Origin of the sequence: Streptomyces sp. CB01249 (assembly GCF_001905735.1) — a bacterium.
In the GTDB taxonomy this organism is placed as follows: domain Bacteria; phylum Actinomycetota; class Actinomycetes; order Streptomycetales; family Streptomycetaceae; genus Streptomyces.
Genome location: NZ_LISW01000001.1, coordinates 19358 through 41836 on the forward strand (window position 1 = coordinate 19358; position 22479 = coordinate 41836).

Sequence of the window (22479 nt, forward strand, 5' to 3'; positions counted from 1 at the left end):
TCAGGTGGGCCCCGGGCCGGTCTGGCAGCGGGGACACCAGTAGGCGGGGCGGTCGTCCTGCTCGGCCGCGCGGATCGGGGTTCCGCAGCGCAGACAGGGGCGGTGCGTCCGGCCGTAGACCCAGAGGTTTTCGCTCGGCCTGCGCGCGCGGGCGTGGGCGACGGTACGGGAACGGCCCCCGGCGGTCGTGACGCGGTTCGGGCGGTCGCGGTTGGCGTCGAGGAGCTGGTGCGCCGTGCTGACCAGCAAGGCGGCCGTCCGGGCGGGCAGCTCGCCGATGGGGAGCCAGGGGGTGGCCCGGGCCAGGAAGCAGAGCTCGGCCTTGTAGATGTTCCCGATGCCGGCCAGGTTGCGCTGGTCGAGCAGGGCTTCGCCGAGCGGGCGGGCCGGGTCGCTCAGGAGATTGCGCAGCGCGGTGTCGGGGTCCCAGTCCGGGCCCAGCAGATCGGGCCCGAGATGGCCGACCGCCTGATCCTCGTCCTGGGTGCGCAGGAGCTCCAGGACCGGGAGGCGGTAGCCGACGGCGGTGTGGGCCGTGTTGCCCAGGACGGCGCGGATCTGGTGGGCGGGGCCGCCGCGCCAGCGCTCGCCCGGGGCGTAGATCCGCCAGGCGCCGTCCATCCGGAGGTGGCTGTGCAGGGTGAGACCGCCCTCGATCCGGGTCAGCAGGTGCTTGCCCCGGGCGGTGACGTCCAGCACCGCCCGGCCCGTGAGGTCGGCGGTGGCGAACCGGGGGACGCGGAGGTCGGACGTGGTGAGGACCTGTCCGGCCAGCGCGTGATGCAGCCGCGCGGCGGTCTGCAGGACGGTGTCTCCTTCGGGCATGCCTCCATGATGCGTGGGGCGGAGTGTTGCGGTGCGAGGTGTCGCGTTACGCGCGCAGGCGCAGGCCCCTCGGGGTGGCGAGGAAGCCGGCCGCCTCCAGCGTGCGCCCCAGGGGTGAGGTCAGGGACGAGGCGCCGTTGGTGCGCTCGACCGTCACCGTGCCGAGGGCCCCGGCGCGGGCGGCCGTGGCCAGCGCCCCGGCCGCCGCCCGGAGCGCGGGGTCGTCCGGATCGGTCGGCCAGGCCAGCAGTGTCTTGCCGCCGCGCTCCATGTACAGCGTCAGCTCACCGTCGACCAGGACCACGAGCGAGCCCGCCTTGCGGCCCGGCTTGTGACCGGCCCCGTCCGGCGGCTCCGGCCACGGCAGGGCGGCGCCGTACGCGTTGGCCGGGTCGGCCGCCGCGAGGACCAGGGCGCGGGGGTCGGCGCCCGGCTCCGTACGGTCGCGGGCCGTGGACACCGCGCGGAGCCGGTCGACCGCGCCGTCCATCGCGAACTGGGCGGCCCCCAGCCCCTCCACCACGTACCCCCGGCGCGCCTGCCCGTTGTCCTCGAAGGCCGACAGCACCCGGTACGCCGCCGAGAAGCCGCCCTCGACGCCCTCGGCCTGCACCGCGCCCCGGGTCACCACCCCGTGGCGGTCGAGCAGCGTGCGGGCCAGGGCGTGGGCGCGGTGCGTGGGCTCGGGCTCGATGGCCGGCAGCAGGGACCAGCGGCCCGAGACCGTGGGCGGCCCGGTGCGTGAGGCCGGGCGGGCGGCGGCGGTGAGGGTGCCGTAACGGCCGCGCGGCACATTCCGCCGGGCGCGGTGCGCGGTCGAGCCTGCCGTGCGGCCCGAGCCCAGGAGGGAGCGCAGCGGGGCGAGGGTGTCGTTGGTCAGGCGGCCGGACCAGGCGAGGTCCCACAGGGCGTCCGCCAGTTGCGGATCGGTGCAGTCGGGGTGGGTGGTGGCGCGGACCTGATCGGCGATCTGGCGGAAGAACAGGCCGTACCCGCCGCCGAGCGCGGTCAGCACGGACTCGTGCAGTGCACTCAGCTCCAAGGGGCGCGGCGGGGGGAGGAGCAGGGGCGCGCTGTCGGCGAGGTAGAGGGAGATCCAGCCGTCCTTGCCGGGCAGGGCGCCCGCACCGGCCCAGACGACTTCGCCGGTGGTGGTCAGCTCGTCCAGGAGCGCAGGGGTGTAGCCGGTGACACGGCCGGGCAGGACGAGCCGCTCCAGCGCGGAGGCGGGGACGGGCGCCCCCTGGAGCTGTTCGACGGCGCGGGCCAGTCCGTCGATGCCGCGCAGGCTGTTGCCGCCGAGATGCTGCCACTGCGGCAGGAACCCGGCCAGGGCGGCGGGCGGGACCGGCTCCAGCTCATGGCGGAGGGCGGCGAGCGAACGGCGTCGCAGCCGCCGCAGCACCGTGGCGTCGCACCACTCCTGGCCGATGCCGGCGGGGTGGAACTCGCCCTGGACGATGCGGCCCGACGCCGCGAGCCGTTGCAGCGCCCCGTCGGTGACGGCGGTGCCGAGGCCGAACCGGGCCGCCGCCGCGGTGGAGGTGAACGGACCGTGCGTACGGGCGTACCGGGCGAGGAGGTCGCCCAGGGGGTCCTTCACCGGCTCGGTGAACGCTTCGGGGACGCCGACCGGGAGCGCCGTGCCCAGGGCGTCGCGCAGTCGGCCCGCGTCCTCGATCGCCGCCCAGTGGGCCGCCCCGGCGATCCGGACGCGGATGGCGCGGCGGGCGGACTCCAGCTCCGTCGCCCATGTGGGGTCGGCCCCGCGCTCGGCCAGCTCCTCGTCGGTGAGCGGGCCGAGCACCCGCAGCAGGTCCGCGACACCCTCGGCGTCCTTGACCCGGCGGTCGTCCGCCAGCCACTGGAGCTCCCGCTCCAGCTCGGTGAGCACATCGGCGTCGAGCAGTTCGCGCAGCTCCGCCCGGCCCAGCAGCTCGGCGAGGAGCCGGGAGTCCAGCGAGAGCGCGGCGGCGCGCCGTTCGGCGAGCGGCGAGTCGCCCTCGTACAGGAACTGGGCGACGTAGCCGAAGAGGAGGGAGCGGGCGAACGGGGAGGGCTCCTGGGTGGTGACCTCGACCAGGCGGATGCGCCGGGCCTCCAGGTCGCCCATCACCTCGGTGAGCCCCGGGACGTCGAAGACGTCCTGGAGGCATTCGCGGACCGCTTCGAGAACGATGGGGAAGGAGCCGAACTCGGAGGCGACCTGGAGGAGCTGCGCGGCCCGCTGGCGCTGCTGCCAGAGCGGGGTGCGTTTGCCGGGGCTGCGGCGGGGGAGCAGGAGCGCCCTGGCGGCGCACTCGCGGAACCGCGAGGCGAACAGGGCGGAGCCGCCGACCTGGTCGGTGACGATCTGCGCGATCTCGCCCTTGTCGAAGGCCACATCGGCGGCGCCGACCGGGGGCTGATCGCTGTCGAAGGCGGTGTTGGCGGGGGCGAGCGGCGCCGAGGCGTCCTGGCCGGGCTCCTGAGCCGGGTCCTGCGCCGGGTCGAAGTCCAGGAGGTCCAGGCCCATCATGTCGGCGTCGGGCAGCCGCAGCACGATGCCGTCGTCGGCATGCATGACCTGGGCGTCCATCCCGTACCGCTCGGCGAGACGGGCGCTCAGCGCCAGCGCCCAGGGGGCGTGCACCTGCGCGCCGAACGGGGAGTGCACGACGACCCGCCAGTCGCCCAGCTCGTCCCGGAAGCGCTCGACCAGGATGGTCCGGTCGTCCGGGACATGACCGCAGGCCCGGCGCTGCTCGTCCAGATACGCCAGGACGTTGTCGACGGCCCAGGTGTCGAGCCCGGCGGAGAGCAGGCGCTCCCGCGCGTCCTCGGGGGAGAGCCCGCCGAGCTCGCGCAGGAAGGCCCCCAGGGCACGGCCCAGCTCCAGCGGGCGGCCCAGCTGGTCGCCCTTCCAGAACGGCAGCCGCCCGGGGACACCCGGCGCGGGGGAGACGAGGACCCGGTCACGGGTGATGTCCTCGATCCGCCAGGAGGTCGTGCCCAGGGTGAAGACGTCACCGACCCGGGACTCGTAGACCATCTCCTCGTCCAGCTCACCGACCCGGCCGCCGCCCTTCTTGGGGTCCGCTCCGGCGAGGAACACCCCGAAGAGGCCGCGGTCCGGGATGGTCCCGCCCGAGGTGACGGCGAGGCGTTGCGCCCCGGGGCGGCCCGTGACCGTACCGGCGACGCGGTCCCAGACGACGCGGGGCCGCAGCTCCGCGAAGGCGTCGGACGGATAGCGGCCCGCGAGCATGTCGAGGACGGCGGTGAACGCCGACTCGGGGAGCGAGGCGAAGGGGGCGGCCCGGCGGACCACCGTGAGCAGGTCGTCCACCTGCCAGCTGTCCAGCGCGACCATCGCGACAAGCTGCTGGGCCAGCACGTCCAGCGGATTGGACGGCACGCGCAGCGCCTCGATGGAGCCCGTGCGCATCCGCTCGGTGACCACGGCCGCCTGCACCAGGTCGCCGCGGTACTTCGGGAAGACGACACCGGTGGAGACCGCGCCCACCTGATGGCCGGCGCGGCCGACCCGCTGGAGGCCGGAGGCGACCGAGGGCGGCGACTCGACCTGGATCACCAGGTCGACCGCGCCCATGTCGATGCCCAGCTCCAGGCTGGAGGTGGCGACCACCGCGGGCAGCCTTCCCGCCTTCAGGTCCTCCTCGACCTGGGCGCGCTGCTCCTTGGAGACCGATCCGTGGTGGGCCCGGGCGAGCAGGGCGGGGGCGCCCTTGGCCGCGCCGGACTCCGCCATGATCTCGGCGGGGGAGTGCGCCTCCGGCATGGTCTCGCCGGTGGCCCTCTCGTACGCGATCTCGTTGAGCCGGTTGCACAGGCGCTCCGCGAGGCGGCGGGAGTTCGCGAAGACGATCGTGGAGCGGTGCGCCTGGACGAGATCGGCGATCCGCTCCTCCACATGCGGCCAGATCGACGGCTTCTCGGCCTGCCCCGAGGTGTCGTCGGCGGCAGGGGAGCCGCCCAGCTCGCCCAGGTCCTCGACGGGCACCACCACCGACAGGTCGAACCGCTTGCTGGACGGCGGCTGGACGATCTCCACCTTGCGCCGGGGCGACAGGAAGCGCGCCACCTCGTCCACCGGCCGGACGGTGGCCGACAGACCGATGCGCCGGGCCGGCCGGGGCAGCAGCTCGTCCAGGCGCTCCAACGAAAGGGCGAGATGGGCGCCGCGCTTGGTGCCCGCCACCGCGTGCACCTCGTCCAGGATCACCGTCTCGATACCGGACAGGGCCTCGCGGGCCGAGGAGGTCAGCATCAGGAACAGCGACTCGGGCGTCGTGATCAGGATGTCCGGCGGGCGGGTCGCCATCGAGCGGCGCTCGGCGGCCGGGGTGTCGCCCGACCGGATGCCCACCCTGACCTCGGGCTCCGGCAGCCCCTGGCGCACCGACTCCTGGCGGATGCCGGTCAGGGGTGAGCGCAGATTGCGCTCCACGTCGACGGCGAGGGCCTTGAGCGGAGACACGTACAGCACGCGGCAGCGCTTCTTCGCTTCCGCCGGCGGGGGGACGGCCGCCAGCCGGTCCAGGGCGGCGAGGAAGGCGGCCAGCGTCTTGCCCGAGCCGGTCGGGGCGACGACCAGCACGTCCGATCCCTCGCCGATCGCCCGCCAGGCGCCCTCCTGCGCGGCGGTCGGCGCGCTGAAGGCCCCCGTGAACCAGCTGCGGGTCGCGGGTGAGAAGGAATCGAGTGCGGAGCCGGTCATGTTCCCCATCGTGCACCCCGCCACTGACAACGGCCCCGACAACCGCCCGGCGGGCCGTACGACCGGCAGCCGGACCGCCCGCGAGCTGGGAGAATCCCACCATGGCAGGAGCACAGCAACCGGTGGAATGGGCGCGGCACTGGAGTTACGCCGAGCTGCCCGACCTCGACCTGCTGCGCGCCCGCTACATCCGGCACACCTTCCCGCGCCACAGCCACGAGGGCTATGTCGTCGCCACGGTGAGCGACGGCGTCGAGGACATCGGAACGCCTGCGGGGACCCTGCACGCGGGGCCGGGGACCGTCATCATGATCAACCCGGAGGTGCCGCACAGCGCCCGCGCGGGGGTCCCCGAAGGCTGGGTGTACGACACGCTCTACCCGTCCGCGCAGGTGATCAACGACATCGCGGCCGATACGACGCGCATGCGCGGCACCGTCGGCTTCGCCGAGACCGGGGTGGCCGATCCGTACGCGGCCCGGCTGATAGCCGAGGTCCACCGGGCGGCCGAGGAGGGCAACGCCCTGGCCGCCGACAGCGTGCTGCGGGTCGTCGTCACCCGCCTGCTCACCCGGCACGGCACCGCGTTCCCCGTCGCGGCCCCCCGCGCCGCCGGTGCCCGCGACGCGGCGCGCGCCCGGGCCCTCCTGGAATCCCGGATGGCCGAACCGCCGACCCTGGAGGCGCTGGCCGCCGAGCTGGGCACGAGTCCGTTCGCGCTGCTGCGCGCGTTCAAGAAGCAGTACGGCATGCCTCCGCACACCTGGCTCACCGACGCCCGGGTGCGGCGTGCGCGCCGGATGCTCGACGCGGGCACGGCCCCCTCGGTCGCGGCGACGGAGGTCGGCTTCACCGACCAGCCGCATCTCAACCGTCATTTCACCCGGATCGTGGGAGTGCCACCCGGCGCCTACCAGCGCGAACGCGCAAGAACGTACAAGACCGGTCCGGAACGGCCCCGGTAGCGTGCTCGACGTGGCAAAACAGACAGCACCCCTCTGCACCACCGCCGACCCGGCCGGCGGCAGCACACTCGACGCCGGAACCAAGCCGGACTCGGCCGTCGTACGCGACGCGCTCGGCGTCGGCATAGCCGTCGGCCTCTCCGGCTTCGCCTTCGGCGTCACCTCGGCGGGCTCCGGCCTGAGTCTGCTCCAGACGTGCGCGCTCAGCCTGCTCGTGTTCACCGGCGCCTCCCAGTTCGCCCTGGTCGGCGCCCTCGCCGCCGGCGGCAACCCGTACACCGCGGCCGCCGGGGCCTTCTTCCTCGGCGTACGCAACGCCTTCTACGGCCTGCGGCTCTCCCAGCTCCTCGCCCTGCCGCGCGCCCTGCGTCCGCTCGCCGCCCAGTGGGTCATCGACGAGACGACCGCCGTGACGCTGCCCCAGCCCACCCGGCGGGCCGCGCGGATCGGCTTCACCGTCACCGGGCTCACCCTGTACGTGCTGTGGAACCTGACCACCCTGGTGGGCGCCATGGGTGCCGAGGCGCTCGGTGACACCGACGCCTGGGGGCTCGACGCGGCCAGCCCGGCCGTCTTCCTCGCGCTGCTCGCCCCGATGCTGAAGTCCACGACGGAGCGTGTGACGGCGGCGCTCGCCGTCCTGCTCGCCCTCGGCCTCCTGCCGGTGCTGCCGGCCGGGGTGCCCGTGCTGCTGTCCGCGCTGGCCGCGCCCGTGGTCCTGTTTCTGATGGGGCGGGCCAAGGGGGACGGCCCGGGCGGGACCGAGGATGCCGGTGCGACCGGTGCGACCGGTGCGACCGGTGCGACCGGTGCGACCGGTGCGACCGGGGCGACCGGGGCGGAGGGCGGCCGATGAACGTCTGGATCGCCATCGCGCTGACCTTCGTCGGCTGCTACCTGGCCAAACTCCTCGGCCTCCTGGTGCCGGCCGGCGCACTGGAACGGCCGCTGGTGCAACGCCTGGCAGCCCTGCTTCCGGTGGCCCTGCTGGCCGCGCTCACCGCCCAGCAGACCTTCGGCGACGGACAGCACCTGGCCCTGGACGCGAGGGGCGCGGGCCTCGCGGCCGCGGCGCTCGCTCTTGTCCTGCGTGCCCCGTTCCTGGTGGTCGTGGGTGCGGCCGTGGTCGTCACCGCGGGGGTGCGTGCGCTGGGCTAGGTGCTGTCGGGCCCCGGAAACGTAAGGGGCATGCCGTCTGGAGCGTGCCCCTTACCGGTGGCCCTTGCCCCGCCGCGCCGCCCTCCTAGAACAGGACGCGGCCGTGCGCCCGTAGCGTTTCCAGCGCCCTGAGGGTCACCAGGGGGCGCCCTTCCAGCGCCGTCCCGGGGGCCCACTGCCGCCAGGTGACCGGCCAGCCCCCGTCCTCCTCCTGCGCGGCGGCGAGATGGTCGAGCGAGCGCTCCATCTCGGTGTCGGAGAACCACCGCCGGGCGAGCGACGCGGGTGTACGGGCGTAGTCGTACGGGAAGTGCTGCTCGCCCGGTGCGTACCCGGGGGCCACCGGGTATTCCGCGCGCCGGTCCGGATCGAGCACGGCGAGCCGCTGGTCGCGCACCAGCCGCCCCAGCCGTTCGGCGGCTTCCTCCGCCCGGCGCCGGTCCGGCACCCCGTCGAGGAAGGCGACGGCCGCCTCGATCTCGTACGGATGCGACACCTCCAGGGCGTCCACGGCCGACCAGCAGAAGTCCGTCGCCCGGAAGAGCCAGGCGTGCCACACCTCATTGCGGTGCAGCAGCCCGACGACGGGCCCGGTGGCCAGCAGCTCGGCCGGCGGGTCGTCCACGATCGGGATGAAGGGGGCCGCCGGATAGTCGCGCTGGGAGGGCAGCAGCGCGGGCAGGGCGCCCTCCTTCGTGGACACCTCCGTCAGATACCGGCAGATCCGTTCCACCCGCAGACCGCCGCACCGGCCGATGGAGTCGAGGACGCTGAGCGCGTGGGCGGTGTGCAGGGGCTGACTGACGGGGCCCCGCAGATCGGGTTCGAGCGCGTGGCCGTAACCGCCGTCCTCGTTGGCATACGCGGTGAGAGCCGTCTCCACCGCGTCCGCGCCTCCCTCCAGATACTGATGGGCGAACCGCCGCTGTTCGAGGACACGGGCCGTGAGCCAGATGAACCGCTCGGCACGGTCGAGGGGATTTGTTCCAGTTGCAGCCATGGACCGACCGTAGGGCTTCGGGCCCCCGAGCAGGGCGGATGCGGACCGGCTGCACTCTCAGGAGCGGGATACTGAAGGCATGCGGTTGACGATTTTCTGGGAACGGATGGCGGACCACTTCGGCGCGGGCTACGCGGACTCCTTCGCGCGCGACCATGTGATGGCCGAGCTGGGCGGACGTACGGTCCACGAGGCGCTGGCGGCCGGCTGGGAGGCGAAGGACGTCTGGCGCGGGGTCTGCGCCGCGATGGACATCCCCGCCGACAGGCGCTGACGCCGGGGGCGGGAAGGCCGCCTTCCGGGGTGCGCGAGGGAGTGTCACCCACATAGGCGAGACTTGCTCCGTGGCCCCCACAGACGAGACCGCTCAGATCCAGCCGCCGCGCACGCCGCCCGTACTACCGGCCGCGCCCCCGGCCCCGCCGTCCGGCGCCGGGCCCGCCCGCATGCCCGCCTGGCTGCCGCGTGCCATGGTCCTCGCCCTCGCGCTCTACGCCTGCTTCCGGCTCGGCAGCTGGGCGTTCGACCAGCTCATCGGCCTGCTGATCAATGTGCTGATCGCCTTCTTCCTGGCGCTCGCCATCGAACCCGCCGTGGGCCGGATGTCCGCCCGGGGCATGCGCCGGGGCCTCGCCACGTTCCTGGTCTTCCTCGGGGTGATGATCGCGGGGGCCGGTTTCGTCTTCCTGCTCGGCTCGATGCTCGCGGGTCAGATCGTGGACATGGTGGAGGACTTCCCGAAGTACCTCGACTCGGTGATCAACTGGGTCAACCAGACCTTCCACACGGAGCTGTCCCGCGTCGAGGTGCAGGACAGCCTGCTGCACTCCGACTGGCTGCAGAAGTACGTGCAGAACAGCGCGACCGGTGTGCTCGACGTCTCGGCGACCGTCCTCGGCGGCCTCTTCCGCCTGCTGACGATCTTCCTGTTCTCCTTCTACTTCGCGGCGGACGGCCCCCGGCTGCGCCGCGGGCTGTGCTCCGTGCTGCCGCCCGCCCGCCAGGCCGAGGTGCTGCGGGCCTGGGAGATCGCCGTCGACAAGACCGGCGGCTATCTCTACTCGCGCGGCCTGATGGCGCTCATCTCCGGCATCGCGCACTACATCCTGCTGGCCGCCCTCGGCGTGCCGTACGCTCCCGCGCTCGCGGTCTGGGTCGGGCTCGTCTCGCAGTTCATCCCCACGATCGGCACCTACCTCGCGGGCGCCCTGCCGATGCTGATCGCCTTCACCGTCGACCCCTGGTACGCGCTCTGGGTCCTCGGCTTCGTCGTGGTGTACCAGCAGTTCGAGAACTACATGCTCCAGCCCAAGCTCACCGCGAAGACGGTGGACATCCACCCCGCCGTGGCGTTCGGCTCGGTCATCGCGGGCACGGCGCTCATGGGCGCCGTCGGCGCGCTGATCGCCATCCCGGCCGTGGCCACGCTCCAGGCGTTCCTCGGCGCGTACGTGAAGCGCTACGACGTCACGGACGACCCGCGCGTCCACGGCAGCCGCCCCGGCGTGCGGGGGGAGCCCCTGTGGACGCGGCTGCGACGGATGCGTAGCGCCCTCGCGGGTGAGGACGGCCGGGGGCCGGACGGCGACGAGCCGGAGGAGCCGCGTCGGCCGGAGGGGCCTTCCGGGCCGAGCGGCACCTGAACCGCTCTTCCCGCCGGAGCGGGGAACAGCGCGACTGCATGGAGCGGTATGGGGCCTCCCTGGGCAGGAGCCGCGTCAACGCGCCGTCATGAAGCAGATCTCGCGGATCGGCAGCAGCCTGGCCAGGATCGACACGGTGAGCAACGAGCTCCGGCTGTTCGGCGCCCAGCAGCGGGCCATCGGCGAGCTCATGGTCCATCCCGACGGCGAGCCGGGCCGGCGCCGCTGCCTGGGTACGCCGAGTTCTGCTCGAAGCTGGAACGGGACCAGGAGTTCGCCGCGTGGCTCTCCGATCTGCTGGACCCCCGACGGGAACGGTTTCCCCAGTTCAGGCTCGCCTACAGCTCTCGCAGCCGCCCCCGGAGCTGACCGGACCGGCCCTCCGGCCCCGTCCTGGAGGGGCGGCGTGGTGCGCTTGACACTAAAATCGAACATCCATTCTCATGGGATTCCGGCCGGGTTTTCCCGGGCCCGACCGTGGAGTTGTCCACAGGCCGGGAGGACGTCGAGGCCCATTGTCAGTGGCAGGGGTTAGCGTCTTTGACGTGAAGCGATCGACTCAAGCAAATCGGGTGGAACCCATGGCAGGAACCGACCGCGAGAAGGCGCTGGACGCCGCACTCGCACAGATTGAACGGCAATTCGGCAAGGGCGCGGTGATGCGCCTCGGCGAGCGGCCGAACGAGCCCATCGAGGTGATCCCGACCGGGTCCACCGCGCTCGACGTCGCGCTCGGTGTCGGCGGTCTGCCGCGCGGCCGTGTGGTGGAGGTGTACGGACCGGAGTCCTCCGGTAAGACGACGCTGACGCTGCACGCCGTGGCGAACGCGCAGAAGCTCGGCGGCTCGGTGGCCTTCATCGACGCGGAGCACGCGCTCGACCCGGAGTACGCGAAGAAGCTCGGCGTCGACATCGACAGCCTCATCCTGTCCCAGCCGGACAACGGTGAGCAGGCCCTCGAGATCGTGGACATGCTGGTCCGCTCGGGCGCCCTCGACCTCATCGTCATCGACTCCGTCGCGGCCCTGGTGCCGCGCGCGGAGATCGAGGGCGAGATGGGTGACTCGCACGTGGGTCTCCAGGCCCGCCTGATGAGCCAGGCGCTCCGGAAGATCACCAGCGCGCTGAACCAGTCCAAGACCACCGCGATCTTCATCAACCAGCTCCGCGAGAAGATCGGTGTGATGTTCGGCTCGCCGGAGACCACCACCGGTGGCCGGGCGCTCAAGTTCTACGCCTCGGTGCGTCTCGACATCCGCCGGATCGAGACGCTGAAGGACGGCACCGACGCGGTCGGCAACCGCACCCGCGTCAAGGTCGTCAAGAACAAGGTCGCGCCGCCCTTCAAGCAGGCGGAGTTCGACATCCTCTACGGCCAGGGCATCAGCCGCGAGGGCGGTCTGATCGACATGGGCGTGGAGCACGGCTTCGTCCGCAAGGCCGGTGCCTGGTACACGTACGAGGGCGACCAGCTCGGCCAGGGCAAGGAGAACGCGCGCAACTTCCTCAAGGACAATCCCGACCTCGCCAACGAGATCGAGAAGAAGATCCTGGTGAAGCTGGGCGTCGGCGTCCAGCCCGAGGACGCGGCGGAGTCCGGGGCGGACGCGGCGGGAGCGGCGGCTCCGGCCGAGGCCGCGGCGAAGCCGGCGACGGCGGCGGCCGGCAAGACCAAGCCGGCCAAGGCGGCCGCGGCCAAGAGCTGATCCGTGACGCGTCGTACTGAGTGGCCGGCCGGCGCCGTCGACCCCGGCGCGGCCCCCGGATCCGGTGAGGGAGCGGGACGCCGTTCCCGCTCCCGGTCCCGTGACAGCGGTTCCCCCTCCTCGTCGAGGGCCGAGAAGGGGGAACCGCGCGACCCGGTCGAACAGGCCCGCAACATCTGCCTGCGCCTGCTCACCGGCACACCGCGCACCCGCAAGCAGCTCGCGGACGCCCTCCGCAAGCGGGAGATCCCGGACGAGGCGGCCGAAGAGGTGCTGTCCCGCTTCGAGGACGTCGGGCTGATCGACGACGCCGCGTTCGCCGACGCCTGGGTGGAGTCCCGGCACCACGGCCGGGGGCTCGCCCGCCGGGCGCTGGTCCGTGAGCTGCGGACCAAGGGTGTGGACGCCGCCGTGATCGATGAAGCCGTCGGGCAGCTCGACTCCGAGCAGGAGGAGGAGACCGCGCGGGAGCTCGTCGCCCGCAAGCTCCGGTCCACCCGGGGACTGGACCGCGACAAGCGTCTGCGCCGCCTCGCGGGCATGCTCGCCCGCAAGGGATACGGCGAGGGGATGGCCCTGCGCGTGGTGCGCCGGGCGCTGGAGGAAGAGGGGGAGGACACGGAGGGGCTGGACGAGCCCTTCTGAGCTGGCTGCCGTTACTGGCCGGCGCGGGCCGCACGGCTGATGGTGGCGTCGATCAGCGCGAGGGCGTCCTCGGCGGTGCGCCCCGGGTAGCGGTTCCAGGGACCGATCAGCCCGGTCCAGCCCTGGGAGCGGAGCTCCGCGATCAGCCAGGCCCCGGCCCGGTCGACCGTCTCTGTCGAGCCGAAGCCCAGGCGGTGCGCGGTGAGCATGGCACCGCAGACGCAGCGAGCGCCCCGGATGTCGCGGAGCCGGTACGGGGTGTTCTGCCAGCCCCACTCCGTCAGGATCCGCCGGGCGTGGGCGAGATGGACGGACGGCAGCACATCGGGCCGCCCGACGCGCCGCCACGCGTGGAGCCGGTCGGGCAGGATCGCACCGATGCGCCCGGGGAGCGGACGCTCGCGCGGCGCGGCCGGGGGCAGTGCCCGGACGCTGTCGGCGATCAGCTGGTCCACCGGCACGGAGAGCAGGGCGCGCCAGTCGGCAGCGGGGGTCGGCGTGGCCGACGTGGGCGGGGCGCTGATCGCGGGGTTCGGGGACTCGGGCGTCGGGGCAGTCAGGTCCCAGCCGGTGACGATCTGGCGCCAGGCGTACGTGTCATGGAGGCGCGCGGCTTGGGCGTCGAGTTCGTCGGGGGTGAGGGCGGTGGTCGGCATCGGTGCGTGCTCCCCGTCGTAGCGGCGTACCGGCGCCCTGACGGCGTCCCGGCGGGCGGGGCGCCGGAGCGGCCGCACCCGCCGTGTGGCGAATGTCCGCCCGCCACCCGGGCCGCTCCACCTGAGCGACGCCATACGGGTGTGTCACGGGGGCATTCCGGTGGCGGCGGCCCAGGGCTGAGACAAGGACGGTGCGCCCGGCAGGGTGCGGTGTCCGCGTAGGCGGCGAGCGGCGCCGGGCCCGAACCGGGGGCCAGTGTCCGCCCGGTGCTCCGGTGAGCCACCGCCGCCGGTGGGGGCCTGCCGTGCCCGAGCCGAGGGCCGGTGTCCGCACGGTGCTCGGCTCTTTTCGGGGCCACGCCGTGACGCTCCGGTGAGCCACCGCCGCCGGTGGGGGCCCGCAGCGCCCGAACCGGGACGCCGATGCCAGCCCGGTGCCCCGCTCCTGCCGGTGCCCCGCCGTACCGCCCCGCGGGCCCCCGCCGTGCGGAGTCGGGTCGGGCTCCGGTGGGGTGAGCCGGTGCGGGCGTCGGTACTGTCGCGCGGGCGTCTGCGTACCGCACCTGCGCCCGTGCGGAGCCCCCCCCCGCACGCCGCCGAGCCCGCGTCCGGTGGTGCCTCGGCCCCGCACGGGTACGCCAGCTCCCGGCGCCCCGCGCGGACGCGCCGGTGTGCAGCCGTGCGCCGCACCCCCCGTAAAGCCGCGCGCCCCCGCCCGCCGCCCGCCGCCGTACCTCCGGGGGACAACCCCCCTACGGAGACGCCGGAATGCTCCAGTGCACAGGTGCCCTCGTGCAGAGGAGGGTGTGACGCATGCCAGGGATCACGGAGTTGGCCGTTCTCACAGCGCTTGGCCAGGCGCGGCGTCAGCAGTTAGTTCAACGCCTCACCCCGCACGGCCTCGTGGCGGACACCGGGCCGCAAGAGCCGGCCGGGCGTCGGGGGCGGCCGGGGCGGCACACGTACGCCGCCGACGCCGCACCGGACGCCCGGGCGATCCGCACCTGCCTGCTCGTCCTTCCGGACCCCGATCGATCAGAGACGGACGCCTCATGATGCTGCGCTATGCCCTGCGGACGATCCGGCACCGCAAGGCGGGATTCCTCGGGGCGTTCCTCGCCCTCATGTGTGCCGCCGCGCTCGTCACCGCCTGCGGCACCCTGCTGGAGACCGGGCTGCGCGGCCGGATCGCCACCGAGCGGTACGCGGCCGCCCCGCTGATCGTCTCGGCCGACCAGAACGTCCACCGCACGACCGTCAAGCACAAGGGCAACGGCAAGACGAAGGTCAAGCACAAGGCGAAGCCCGTCGCCGAGCGGGCGTGGCTTCCCGCCGCCACCGCCGACCGGCTGCGCGACCTGCCGGGCGTCCGCACGGTCGTCCCCGAAGTGACCTTCCTCGCCCAGCCGCTGGGGCTCCCCGCCCACGCGGCGGACGACGACGTCCCCTTCCACGGGCACGCCTGGTCGTCCGCCGCGCTGACCCCCTTCACGCTCACCGCCGGCCGCGCCCCGGCGTCCGCCGACGACGTGGTGATCGACCGGACCCTCGCCGTACGGGCGGGCCTCGCGACCGGGGACCGGGTCACCGTGCAGTCGACCCGCGCCCCGCGCACGTACCGGATCAGCGGCATCGCGACGCCCCAGGGGCAGGGCGAACTCCGGCAGCAGCGCTCGCTGTTCTTCTCCGCCGGGGAGGCCCAGCGGCTCGCGGACCGCGCCGGCCGGGTCAGCGCGATCGGCGTCCTCCCCGAGCCCGGGACCGACACCGGCACGCTCAAGGAACGGGTCACGGCCGCCCTCAAGGGCACCACCGCCCAGGTGGCGACGGGGGACGGGCGCGGTCCGGTCGAATTCCTCGACGCGGCGGGGGCCCGCGTCAAGCTGGTCTCGATGGGCGGGGCCATGGGCGGCACCTCGCTGCTGGTCGCGGTGCTCGTCGTCGTCGGGACGTTCGCCCTGTCCATCCAGCAGCGCCACCGCGAGTTGGCCCTGCTCCGTACCATCGCCGCCACCTCGCGGCAGGTCCGCCGCCTGCTCGGCCGGGAGGCCCTGGTCGTCGGGGCCTTCGCCGGGGTCCTGGGCGCGCTCGCCGGACTGCCGCTCGCCGCCTGGCTGTACGGCAGGTTCACCGATATGGGCGTGACACCGCCGACCCTGGAACGTACGGCCGGGATCTTCCCCGCCTGCGTCGCCGTCGCGGTCACCCTGCTCGGCGCCTGGGCCGCCGCCCGGATCTCCGGCCGCCGGATCGCCGGTCTGCGTCCGGCCGAGGCCATGGCCGAGTCCGCGGTCGAGCGCCGCCGCCCGGCCCGAGTACGCGTCCTTGTGGGGCTGCTCCTGCTCGCCGGCGGCGGCACGCTGGTCGGTGTCCTGAGCGTGCTGCGTACCGAGGCCGCCTCGACCCCCGTGACCTTCCTGGCCGTGGTGGTGCTGGCCACGGCGGTCTCGCTGCTGGGTCCCCTCCTGGTGCGGGCCGCCGCCTTCCTGATGGCGGGCGTGCTCCGGCGGACGGGCCCGATGAGCACCCTGGCCGCCGCGAACGTCCGGGGAAACTCCACCCGGATGGCCTCCGTCGTCACCCCGCTCACCCTGCTCATCGGCATGACCTGCACGGTCCTCTTCCTCCAGCCGACCATCGGCGACGCCGCGCGCGCCCAGGCCAGGGAGGGCACCCGAGCCACCTGGGTGCTCGGCGCGCAGGGGCCGGGCGTCCCGTCGTCGGCCACGGAGGCGGTCCGCGCGACGCCCGGTGTCACCGCCGCCACGGAGGTCGTACGGACCACCGTGCGGGTCGGCCTGGAGAAGTACGCCGCACAAGGCGTCACCGGTCCGGGGCTCACCCGCACCTGGGACCCGGGCGTGACGAGCGGTTCCCTCGCCGCGTTCGCCGCGAACGAGCAGACCGCCGCGATCAGCGAACTGGCCGCCGACCGGCTCGGGCTGCACGTCGGCAGCGTCCTCGCCCTGCACCTCGGGGACGGCACCCCCACCACCCTCACCGTCGCCGCGGTCTACCACCGGGGCCTCGGCTTCGGGGATCTCACCCTGCCGCACGACCTGGTCGCGGGCCACATGGACAACCCGCTCGCCTCGACGGTCCTGGTGGCCGGGGACGTGTCCGGGGGCGAACTGTCCGCCGCCGTGAAGAAGTTCCCCGGTGTCGAGGCCGTCACCCCGGCGGTCGCCGACCGGCTCCAGGCCGACCGGGGGCAGGAGAACGCCGAGGTCAACCTCCTTGCCATGGGGCTGGTTCTCGCCTTCACCGCCATCGCCGTCGTCAACACGCTGGCCGTGTCGGTGTCGGAACGGTTCAGGGAGTTCGCCCTGCTGCGCCTCGCGGGCGCCACCCGCCGCCAGGTGCTGCGGATGCTCCGTACCGAGACCCTGTCGGTCCTGGTGATCTCCGGGGCCCTCGGTACCGGTATCGCGCTCGCCGTGCTGACCGCGTTCAGCATCGGCATGACGGGGAGCGCGGCGCCCGGTGTCCTGCCCCTGGTGTACGGGACCGTGGTCGGTGTCGCCGCGCTGCTCGCCCTGGTCGCGACGGCGCTGCCCGGCCGGTTCGCGCTGCGGACCCGCCCGGTGGAGGTGGCCGCGGGCCGGTGACGAGGAGGCCATGAGGGGGGCGGCCCGAGCCGCCCCCCTCACCTCACGTCTCGACCGGCAGACCCGCCTCGCGCCACGCCTGGAAGCCGCCCACCAGGTCCGTCGCCCGGTACAGGCCGAGCCGGTGCAGCGACTCGGCCGCCAGGCTCGACGCGTAACCCTCGTTGCAGATCACCACCACCCGCAGGCCGTGGTCCACCGCCTCCGGGACACGGTGGCTTCCCCGCGGGTCCAGCCGCCATTCCAGCTCGTTGCGCTCGATGACCAGCGCCCCCGGGATCAGCCCGTCGCGCTCGCGCAGTGCGGCGTAGCGGATGTCCACGAGCAGCGCGCCCTCGGCGGCCGCCGCCCGCGCTTCCTGCGGACCGAGCCGTTCGTAACCGGCCCTGACCCGCTCCAGCAACTCATCGATCCCGCGGGGCTCGTCGCTCACTGCCAGTCCTCCGGTCCCTCGGTCTGCTCCAGGCGCAGCACCGCGCCGGTGCGGCTGTAGCGCCGGATGCGCGGCAGCGGCGGGTAGTACGCGTGAACGGAGACGGCGTGTTCCGTGGCCGACTCGTTCAGCACCTCGTGGACGTGATGGCGGCCGAAGGCCCTGCCCCGGCCGGGGGTCAGCTCCCGGGTGCGGTCGATGTCCTCGGCCAGTTCCAGGGTCTTCCAGCCGTCGGTGGGCAGCCGGGCCGCGAGCGAGTGTTCCCTGAGCGTGCCGGCCGCGGTGAGGAAGGCGCCGATCGAATCGGCGTGGTCGTGCCAGCCGGTACCGGTACCCGGCGGCCAACCGATCAGCCAGGCCTCGCTGCCACCGGGCCCGTCGAGCCGGATCCAGGTGCGGCCCTCGGGGTCGAGGGGAAGGGAGGCGATGAGTGCGGTGTCCTCGGCGGTGCGGCGGACGAAGTCGAGCAGTTCCGCGGCGGTCGGAGCCGGAGCGGACGTGCGTGTGGGCACGGGAACAGCGGGGAAGGGGGAGGCAGACACGGAGACCGTCCTGAGAGTTCGCGCGGATGCCCCGCCGTACGGCACAGCGCACGGCGACGGCAGGTGAAGGCGATTCAGCAGGACGGGCGACACACGCAGCCCGCATAGCGGAGCAGGTCCATATGGACCCTCCGCCACAGGCGCACATCGGTGTCGGTCATGACCGGGAGTAGACCATGTGCGCCCGTGAGGGTCAATTGACGTCCGCGGTCCTGTCGGCACGCACCGCCGTCCGGGCAGCGCCGCCGCGCGCCGCGTCCGCCGCCGCGAACAGCTCGGCCGGACGCACCCCACTGAACGCCTCCACGAGGTGCCCGTCCGGCCTGACCAGCAGAACCGTGTGCGCGGACGCCCCTGGATAGCTCTCGGCCACCAGCAGTTCGGCCTTCACCGGCAGCCCCGCGACGGCCTCCGCCAGCCGGGGCATCACTCCGGCGCGCATCCAGTGGCGCCGGTCCCAGACTCCAGTGCCGGGCGCCACCAGCACCACGAGCAACTGCCCCTGCCCCAGCCGCTCCCGCAGCCGCACCGGGGTGCCGTCGGGTGCCGTGACCCGCACATCGGCCACCGGCGCACCGGGGGGCGTGCCCACCGAGGCGTGCGCCTCGCTGCGCGCGGGCGCAAGGGGGGACAGGGCATAGGAAGGGGGCGCACCGAGGGGGCCGCAGCCCAGATGTCCGTCCATCAGCAGGGTGTCGTGCCCCCGTGCGCTCCCCGGTACGAGCGTCCGCAGGCCTCCGCCGCCCCGCAGTATCGGCAGCGACTGGTCGGCGGCCCGCAGCCGTGCGGCGACGGCGGCCCGGCGTTCGGCCTGGTAGCTGTCGAGGAGCGCGTCGGACGCCCCGTGGTGCCAGGCGAGGGCCAGCTTCCAGGCCAGGTTCTCCGCGTCCCGCAGCCCCTCGTCGAGCCCCTGGGTGCCCAGGGCGCCGAGCAGATGGGCGGCGTCCCCGGCCAGGAAGGAACGCTTCACCCGCCACCGCCGGGCCAGTCGGTGGTGCAGCGTGTAGACCCCGGTGTCCAGCAGCTCGTACGGGGGTGTCTCGCCGCACCAGCCCGCCAGGGTGTCCCGGACCCGGGTCACCAGCGCGTCCGGCGTGACCAGTTCGCCGCGCGCGGGCAGCAGCCAGTCCAGCCGCCACACGTCGTCGGGCAACGGGCGCGCCGTGACCTCGGCGCCCCCGGTGCGCCAGGGCGGCGACCGGTGCAGCACGGCCTCACCGGGCCTGGGCAGCTCGGCGCGCAGTGCGGCCACGGCGTGCCGTTCGACCGCCGTACGCCCGGGAAACCGGATGTCGAGGAGTTTGCGCACGGTGGATCGGGCCCCGTCGCAGCCGACCAGGTAACTCCCCCGCCACCAGGTCGATCCGGGCTCTCTGGTGTGCACGGTGACCCCGGCCGGGTCCTGCTCCAGCGTGTCGATGCGACTGGGCCCGGCGGTCTGCACCAGCTCCTGCGCGGCCACCGCGTCCCGCAGGCCCCGGACGAGCGCGTGCTGCGGTACGTGGACGGGGGCGGCCGGCACCTCGCTGCCCGGGACCGGGTCCTCGCCGAGCGACAGCTCGCGCACCACCTGCCTGCGCCGCACCGAACGCCAGCCGGACCAGCGCAGTCCCTCGTCCCGCAGCGCCTTGCAGCCCAGCCGCTCCAGGAAGGCCGCGGTGTCCTCGCGCAGCACGACCGTACGGGCGGGGCGTGTCTCGTCGTTGTCGGGGTCCTCGTCGAGCAGCACGGACGGCACGCCCTGTGCGGCGAGGGCCAGCGAGAGCGCCAGGCCGACCGGCCCGGCACCGACGACGATCACCGGGTCCACGGTGCGTCCCCCGTCGGAAGCGCGGCGAAACGGAACGGTCCGGTGGAACGGAACGGAAGGTGCGCGGGCGTCGAAGGGGGTGCTGCGGCGTCGGGGACTCGGTGCGCGATCACAGAACGTATGCAACCTACTGCCGGTGCTTGCGTCAAGCGACGCCGGAACGCGGCGAGGGGCGGTGGCAGGTGTGCCACCGCCCCTCCCGGGCGTCGTACGACGAGCCGTCAGGCGGCGGTTCCGTCGTCCATGTTGAGCGACGGCGCACCGATCGTCTCCAGTTCGCCCCCCGGCCCGGTGCCCACGACCGCACCCGTGCTCTTCTTCCCGCGCCGGAGCCACCGCTCCAGCCAGCTGGCGAAGGACGTCAGGGCGAAGTTCAGGGCGAGGTAGACCACCGCGACGATCGTGAAGCACGCGATGGTGTTCGCCCCGTAGTTCGCGGACATCGGCCGGACCGACGCGAGCAGCTCCGGATAGCTCAGTACCGCGCCGCCGAGAGCGGTGTCCTTCACGATCACCACGAGCTGGCTGACGATGGCCGGCAGCATCGCGGTGACCGCCTGCGGCAGCAGCACGAAGACCATCGTCTGGCCCTTGCGCATGCCGATCGCCTTGGCCGCGTCCGTCTGCCCGCGGGGGAGCGTCAGGATGCCGGCGCGCACGATCTCGGCGAGCACCGAGGCGTTGTAGAGCACCAGGCCCGTCACGACGGCGTACAGGAGACGCGTGTCCGGTTCCAGGTCGGTGTACTCGGAGTACATCGCGTTGGCGATGATCATCAGGAGCAGTACGGGAATGGCGCGGAAGAACTCCACGATCACTCCGCCGGGAACGCGCACCCAGCGGTGGTCCGAGAGCCGGCCGATCCCGAAGAGCGCGCCCAGCGGCAGCGCGATGAGCAGCGCGTAGAACGCCGCCTTGATCGTGTTCTGGAAGCCCGGCCAGATGTACGTCTCCCACGCCTGGGTGTCGGCGAAGAACGGCTTCCACTTGACCCAGTCGAGCTGGTGCTTCTCGGCGAGGCCGTCGTACACCCACCACACCACCGCCGCGGCGGCCAGTACGAAGAGGACGGTGTACAGGATGTTGCGCCGCTTGGCGCGGGGCCCCTGCGCGTCGTAGAGGACGGAACTCATCGCTTCACCGCCACCTTCTTGGCGACCCAGCCGAGGATGAGGCCGGTCGGGAGGGTCAGGATGATGAAGCCGAGGACGAACACACCGGAGATCAGCAGCAGCTGGGCCTCGTTCTCGACCATTTCCTTCATCAGGTACGAGGCTTCCGCGACCCCGATCGCCGCTGCGACGGTGGTGTTCTTCGTCAGTGCGATGAGTACGTTGGACAGCGGGTTGACCACCGACCGGAACGCCTGCGGGAGCACGATCAGCCGGAGCACCTGGCCGAAGCTGAGGCCGAGCGCCCTGGCCGCCTCCGCCTGGCCGACAGGCACCGTGTTGATGCCCGACCGCAGGGCCTCGCACACGAACGACGCGGTGTAGGCGGTGAAGGCGAGCACCGCGAGCCGGAAGTTGATGACCTTGAAGTCGCCTCCGCCCCCGAGTGTGATCTGAAGGGTCTGGAAGAGGCCCAGCGAGGCGAAGACGATGATCACGGTCAGCGGAATGTTCCGGACCACGTTCACATAGACGGTCGCGAAACCGCGCATCAGGGGGACCGGGCTGACCCTCATGCCGGCCAGCAGCGTTCCCCATATGAGGGAGCCGAGGGCGGAGAACACGGTGAGCTTCACCGTGACCCAGAAGGCCCCCAACAGGTCATAACCATCAAGAAAGTCGAACACGATCTCCCGTGCTTCCACGTGTAGGAGGGCGCGGCGCGCCGCCGTTCAGCGGCGGCGCGCCCGGTCAACCCTGCTTCACTTGACGACGTTGCCGATCTCCGGAGCCTTCTCGTTCTTGTAGCCGGCCGGACCGAAGTTGGCGTCCACGGCCTTCTGCCACGAGCCGTCCGAGACCATCTTGGTCAGCGCGTCGTTGATCTTCTTCTTGAGGTCGGCGTCGCCCTTCTTCAGGCCGATGCCGTAGTTCTCGTTGGTCATCTTGAAGCCGGCCAGCTTGAACTTGCCCTTGTTGGCGTCCTGCGAGGCGTAGCCGGCCAGGATGCTGTCGTCCGTGGTCAGCGCGTCGACGGCCTTGTTCTCGAGGCCGGTCAGGCACTCCGAGTAGCCGCCGTACTCCAGCAGCTGCGCCTTCGGGGCCAGCTTGTCGTGGACGTTCTGCGCGGAGGTCGAACCGGCGACCGAGCAGAGCTTCTTGTTGTTCAGGTCCTCGGGCTTCTTGAACGAGTCGTCATCCGCGCGGACCAGGATGTCCTGGTGGGCCAGCAGGTACGGACCGGCGAAGTCGACCTTCTGCAGGCGCTCGTCGGTGATCGAGTAGGAGGCGACGATGAACTTGACGTCACCGCGCGAGATCGCCGTCTCGCGGTCGGCGCTCTTCGTCTCCTTGAACTCGATGTTCTTGGCGTCGTAGCCGAGCTCCTTGGCGACGTACGTGGCGACGTCGACGTCGAAGCCGGTGAACTTGCCGTCCGGCGTCTTCAGGCCGATACCCGGCTGGTCGATCTTGATGCCGATGGTGATCTTCTTGCCGCCACCCGAACCGGCCGAGTCGTCCTTGTCGTCGGAACCACAGGCGGTAGCGGTGAGAGCGAGGGCGAGCACGGCGGCCGAGGCGGCGGTGACCTTACGAAGCTGCATGGTGGAATTCCCTAGAGTTGACGCGAAGTGAGTGATCAGCGGATACCGGAGC

Annotated in this window: 19 protein-coding genes; 8 read left to right on the forward strand and 11 right to left on the reverse strand. The window is 73.0% G+C overall.

What is annotated here, in order from left to right; all coding sequences use genetic code 11:
* The gene (locus AMK18_RS00075; RefSeq protein WP_073861166.1) at nt 1-825 is read right to left on the reverse strand and encodes a DNA-formamidopyrimidine glycosylase family protein; all 825 of its coding nucleotides are present in this window, start codon (nt 823-825) and stop codon (nt 1-3) included.
* Between the two features lie 46 nt (nt 826-871).
* Nucleotides 872-5545, reverse strand: coding sequence for an Lhr family helicase (locus AMK18_RS00080; protein WP_073861167.1), 4674 nt, complete (start codon nt 5543-5545; stop codon nt 872-874).
* Between the two features lie 101 nt (nt 5546-5646).
* On the opposite strand from AMK18_RS00080, the gene AMK18_RS00085 reads away from it, so the two are divergent.
* From AMK18_RS00085 to AMK18_RS00095, 3 genes are read left to right on the forward strand one after another with little or no spacing between them, the layout of a single operon-like run.
* Entirely contained in the window at nt 5647-6510 is an 864-nt protein-coding gene (locus AMK18_RS00085; protein WP_073861168.1) for an AraC family transcriptional regulator, read from the forward strand.
* A 10-nt stretch (nt 6511-6520) separates the two neighbouring features.
* Nucleotides 6521-7366 (forward strand): AzlC family ABC transporter permease, encoded by an 846-nt coding sequence (locus AMK18_RS00090; RefSeq protein ID WP_241836407.1) that lies wholly within the window; start codon nt 6521-6523, stop codon nt 7364-7366.
* Nucleotides 7363-7668 (forward strand): AzlD domain-containing protein, encoded by a 306-nt coding sequence (locus AMK18_RS00095; protein WP_073861170.1) that lies wholly within the window; start codon nt 7363-7365, stop codon nt 7666-7668. The genes AMK18_RS00090 and AMK18_RS00095 overlap by 4 nt, the downstream gene beginning before the upstream one ends.
* Before the next feature lie 85 nt (nt 7669-7753).
* Here AMK18_RS00095 and AMK18_RS00100 read toward each other — a convergent pair whose 3' ends face one another.
* Nucleotides 7754-8668: a hypothetical protein gene (locus AMK18_RS00100; protein ID WP_073861171.1), complete on the reverse strand. Its 915-nt coding sequence runs from the start codon at nt 8666-8668 to the stop codon at nt 7754-7756.
* 79 nt (nt 8669-8747) lie between these two features.
* On the opposite strand from AMK18_RS00100, the gene AMK18_RS00105 reads away from it, so the two are divergent.
* The 4 genes from AMK18_RS00105 to recX all read left to right on the forward strand — a co-directional run bounded on the left by AMK18_RS00105 (nt 8748) and on the right by recX (nt 12662).
* Nucleotides 8748-8942 (forward strand): DUF3046 domain-containing protein, encoded by a 195-nt coding sequence (locus AMK18_RS00105; protein ID WP_018105295.1) that lies wholly within the window; start codon nt 8748-8750, stop codon nt 8940-8942.
* A gap of 172 nt (nt 8943-9114) precedes the next feature.
* Nucleotides 9115-10311, forward strand: coding sequence for an AI-2E family transporter (locus AMK18_RS00110; protein ID WP_073861172.1), 1197 nt, complete (start codon nt 9115-9117; stop codon nt 10309-10311).
* Nucleotides 10312-10892: 581 nt separating this feature from the next.
* Nucleotides 10893-12017 carry a recombinase RecA gene (gene recA, locus AMK18_RS00120; protein WP_018105298.1) on the forward strand — a complete coding sequence of 375 codons (1125 nt, stop codon included), beginning with the start codon at nt 10893-10895 and terminating at the stop codon, nt 12015-12017.
* 3 nt (nt 12018-12020) lie between these two features.
* Nucleotides 12021-12662, forward strand: coding sequence for a recombination regulator RecX (recX, locus tag AMK18_RS00125; RefSeq protein ID WP_018105299.1), 642 nt, complete (start codon nt 12021-12023; stop codon nt 12660-12662).
* An 11-nt stretch (nt 12663-12673) separates the two neighbouring features.
* Here recX and AMK18_RS00130 read toward each other — a convergent pair whose 3' ends face one another.
* Nucleotides 12674-13318, reverse strand: coding sequence for a DUF6197 family protein (locus tag AMK18_RS00130; RefSeq protein ID WP_073862256.1), 645 nt, complete (start codon nt 13316-13318; stop codon nt 12674-12676).
* Between the two features lie 1052 nt (nt 13319-14370).
* On the opposite strand from AMK18_RS00130, the gene AMK18_RS00140 reads away from it, so the two are divergent.
* The gene (locus tag AMK18_RS00140; RefSeq protein WP_073861174.1) at nt 14371-16926 is read left to right on the forward strand and encodes an FtsX-like permease family protein; all 2556 of its coding nucleotides are present in this window, start codon (nt 14371-14373) and stop codon (nt 16924-16926) included.
* Between the two features lie 43 nt (nt 16927-16969).
* On the opposite strand, the gene AMK18_RS00145 is transcribed toward AMK18_RS00140, so the two are convergent.
* The 7 genes from AMK18_RS00145 to AMK18_RS00170 all read right to left on the reverse strand — a co-directional run bounded on the left by AMK18_RS00145 (nt 16970) and on the right by AMK18_RS00170 (nt 22427).
* Nucleotides 16970-17359, reverse strand: coding sequence for a rhodanese-like domain-containing protein (locus tag AMK18_RS00145; RefSeq protein ID WP_018105302.1), 390 nt, complete (start codon nt 17357-17359; stop codon nt 16970-16972).
* On the reverse strand, nt 17356-17871 hold the full coding sequence (locus AMK18_RS00150; protein WP_018105303.1) for a cysteine dioxygenase: 516 nt from the start codon (nt 17869-17871) through the stop codon (nt 17356-17358). Before AMK18_RS00150 ends, AMK18_RS00145 begins: the two co-directional genes overlap by 4 nt.
* A 104-nt stretch (nt 17872-17975) precedes the next feature.
* On the reverse strand, nt 17976-18062 hold the full coding sequence (locus AMK18_RS35640; protein WP_311307652.1) for a putative leader peptide: 87 nt from the start codon (nt 18060-18062) through the stop codon (nt 17976-17978).
* A gap of 32 nt (nt 18063-18094) precedes the next feature.
* A complete protein-coding gene (locus tag AMK18_RS00155) occupies nt 18095-19711 on the reverse strand; it encodes an FAD-dependent monooxygenase (protein ID WP_073861175.1) in 1617 nt (538 codons plus the stop codon).
* 221 nt (nt 19712-19932) lie between these two features.
* The gene (locus tag AMK18_RS00160; protein WP_073861176.1) at nt 19933-20844 is read right to left on the reverse strand and encodes an amino acid ABC transporter permease; all 912 of its coding nucleotides are present in this window, start codon (nt 20842-20844) and stop codon (nt 19933-19935) included.
* Nucleotides 20841-21509, reverse strand: a complete 669-nt coding sequence (locus AMK18_RS00165; protein ID WP_073862257.1) for an amino acid ABC transporter permease — start codon at nt 21507-21509, stop codon at nt 20841-20843. The genes AMK18_RS00160 and AMK18_RS00165 overlap by 4 nt, the downstream gene beginning before the upstream one ends.
* A 75-nt stretch (nt 21510-21584) precedes the next feature.
* Nucleotides 21585-22427: a glutamate ABC transporter substrate-binding protein gene (locus AMK18_RS00170; RefSeq protein WP_073861177.1), complete on the reverse strand. Its 843-nt coding sequence runs from the start codon at nt 22425-22427 to the stop codon at nt 21585-21587.
* Between the last annotated feature and the right edge of the window lie 52 nt (nt 22428-22479).

What these genes read in the sequence shown, in the direction of transcription:
- AMK18_RS00140 (WP_073861174.1), top strand. Translation starts at nt 14,371, where the DNA reads ATGATGCTGCGCTATGCCCTGCGGACGATCCGGCACCGCAAGGCGGGA.
- AMK18_RS00095 (WP_073861170.1), top strand. Translation starts at nt 7,363, where the DNA reads ATGAACGTCTGGATCGCCATCGCGCTGACCTTCGTCGGCTGCTACCTG.
- recA (WP_018105298.1), top strand. Translation starts at nt 10,893, where the DNA reads ATGGCAGGAACCGACCGCGAGAAGGCGCTGGACGCCGCACTCGCACAG.
- AMK18_RS00100 (WP_073861171.1), bottom strand. Translation starts at nt 8,668, where the DNA reads ATGGCTGCAACTGGAACAAATCCCCTCGACCGTGCCGAGCGGTTCATC.
- AMK18_RS00160 (WP_073861176.1), bottom strand. Translation starts at nt 20,844, where the DNA reads ATGAGTTCCGTCCTCTACGACGCGCAGGGGCCCCGCGCCAAGCGGCGC.
- AMK18_RS00085 (WP_073861168.1), top strand. Translation starts at nt 5,647, where the DNA reads ATGGCAGGAGCACAGCAACCGGTGGAATGGGCGCGGCACTGGAGTTAC.
- AMK18_RS00110 (WP_073861172.1), top strand. Translation starts at nt 9,115, where the DNA reads ATGCCCGCCTGGCTGCCGCGTGCCATGGTCCTCGCCCTCGCGCTCTAC.
- AMK18_RS00105 (WP_018105295.1), top strand. Translation starts at nt 8,748, where the DNA reads ATGCGGTTGACGATTTTCTGGGAACGGATGGCGGACCACTTCGGCGCG.
- AMK18_RS00080 (WP_073861167.1), bottom strand. Translation starts at nt 5,545, where the DNA reads ATGACCGGCTCCGCACTCGATTCCTTCTCACCCGCGACCCGCAGCTGG.
- AMK18_RS00170 (WP_073861177.1), bottom strand. Translation starts at nt 22,427, where the DNA reads ATGCAGCTTCGTAAGGTCACCGCCGCCTCGGCCGCCGTGCTCGCCCTC.
- AMK18_RS00075 (WP_073861166.1), bottom strand. Translation starts at nt 825, where the DNA reads ATGCCCGAAGGAGACACCGTCCTGCAGACCGCCGCGCGGCTGCATCAC.
- AMK18_RS35640 (WP_311307652.1), bottom strand. Translation starts at nt 18,062, where the DNA reads ATGACCGACACCGATGTGCGCCTGTGGCGGAGGGTCCATATGGACCTG.
- AMK18_RS00130 (WP_073862256.1), bottom strand. Translation starts at nt 13,318, where the DNA reads ATGCCGACCACCGCCCTCACCCCCGACGAACTCGACGCCCAAGCCGCG.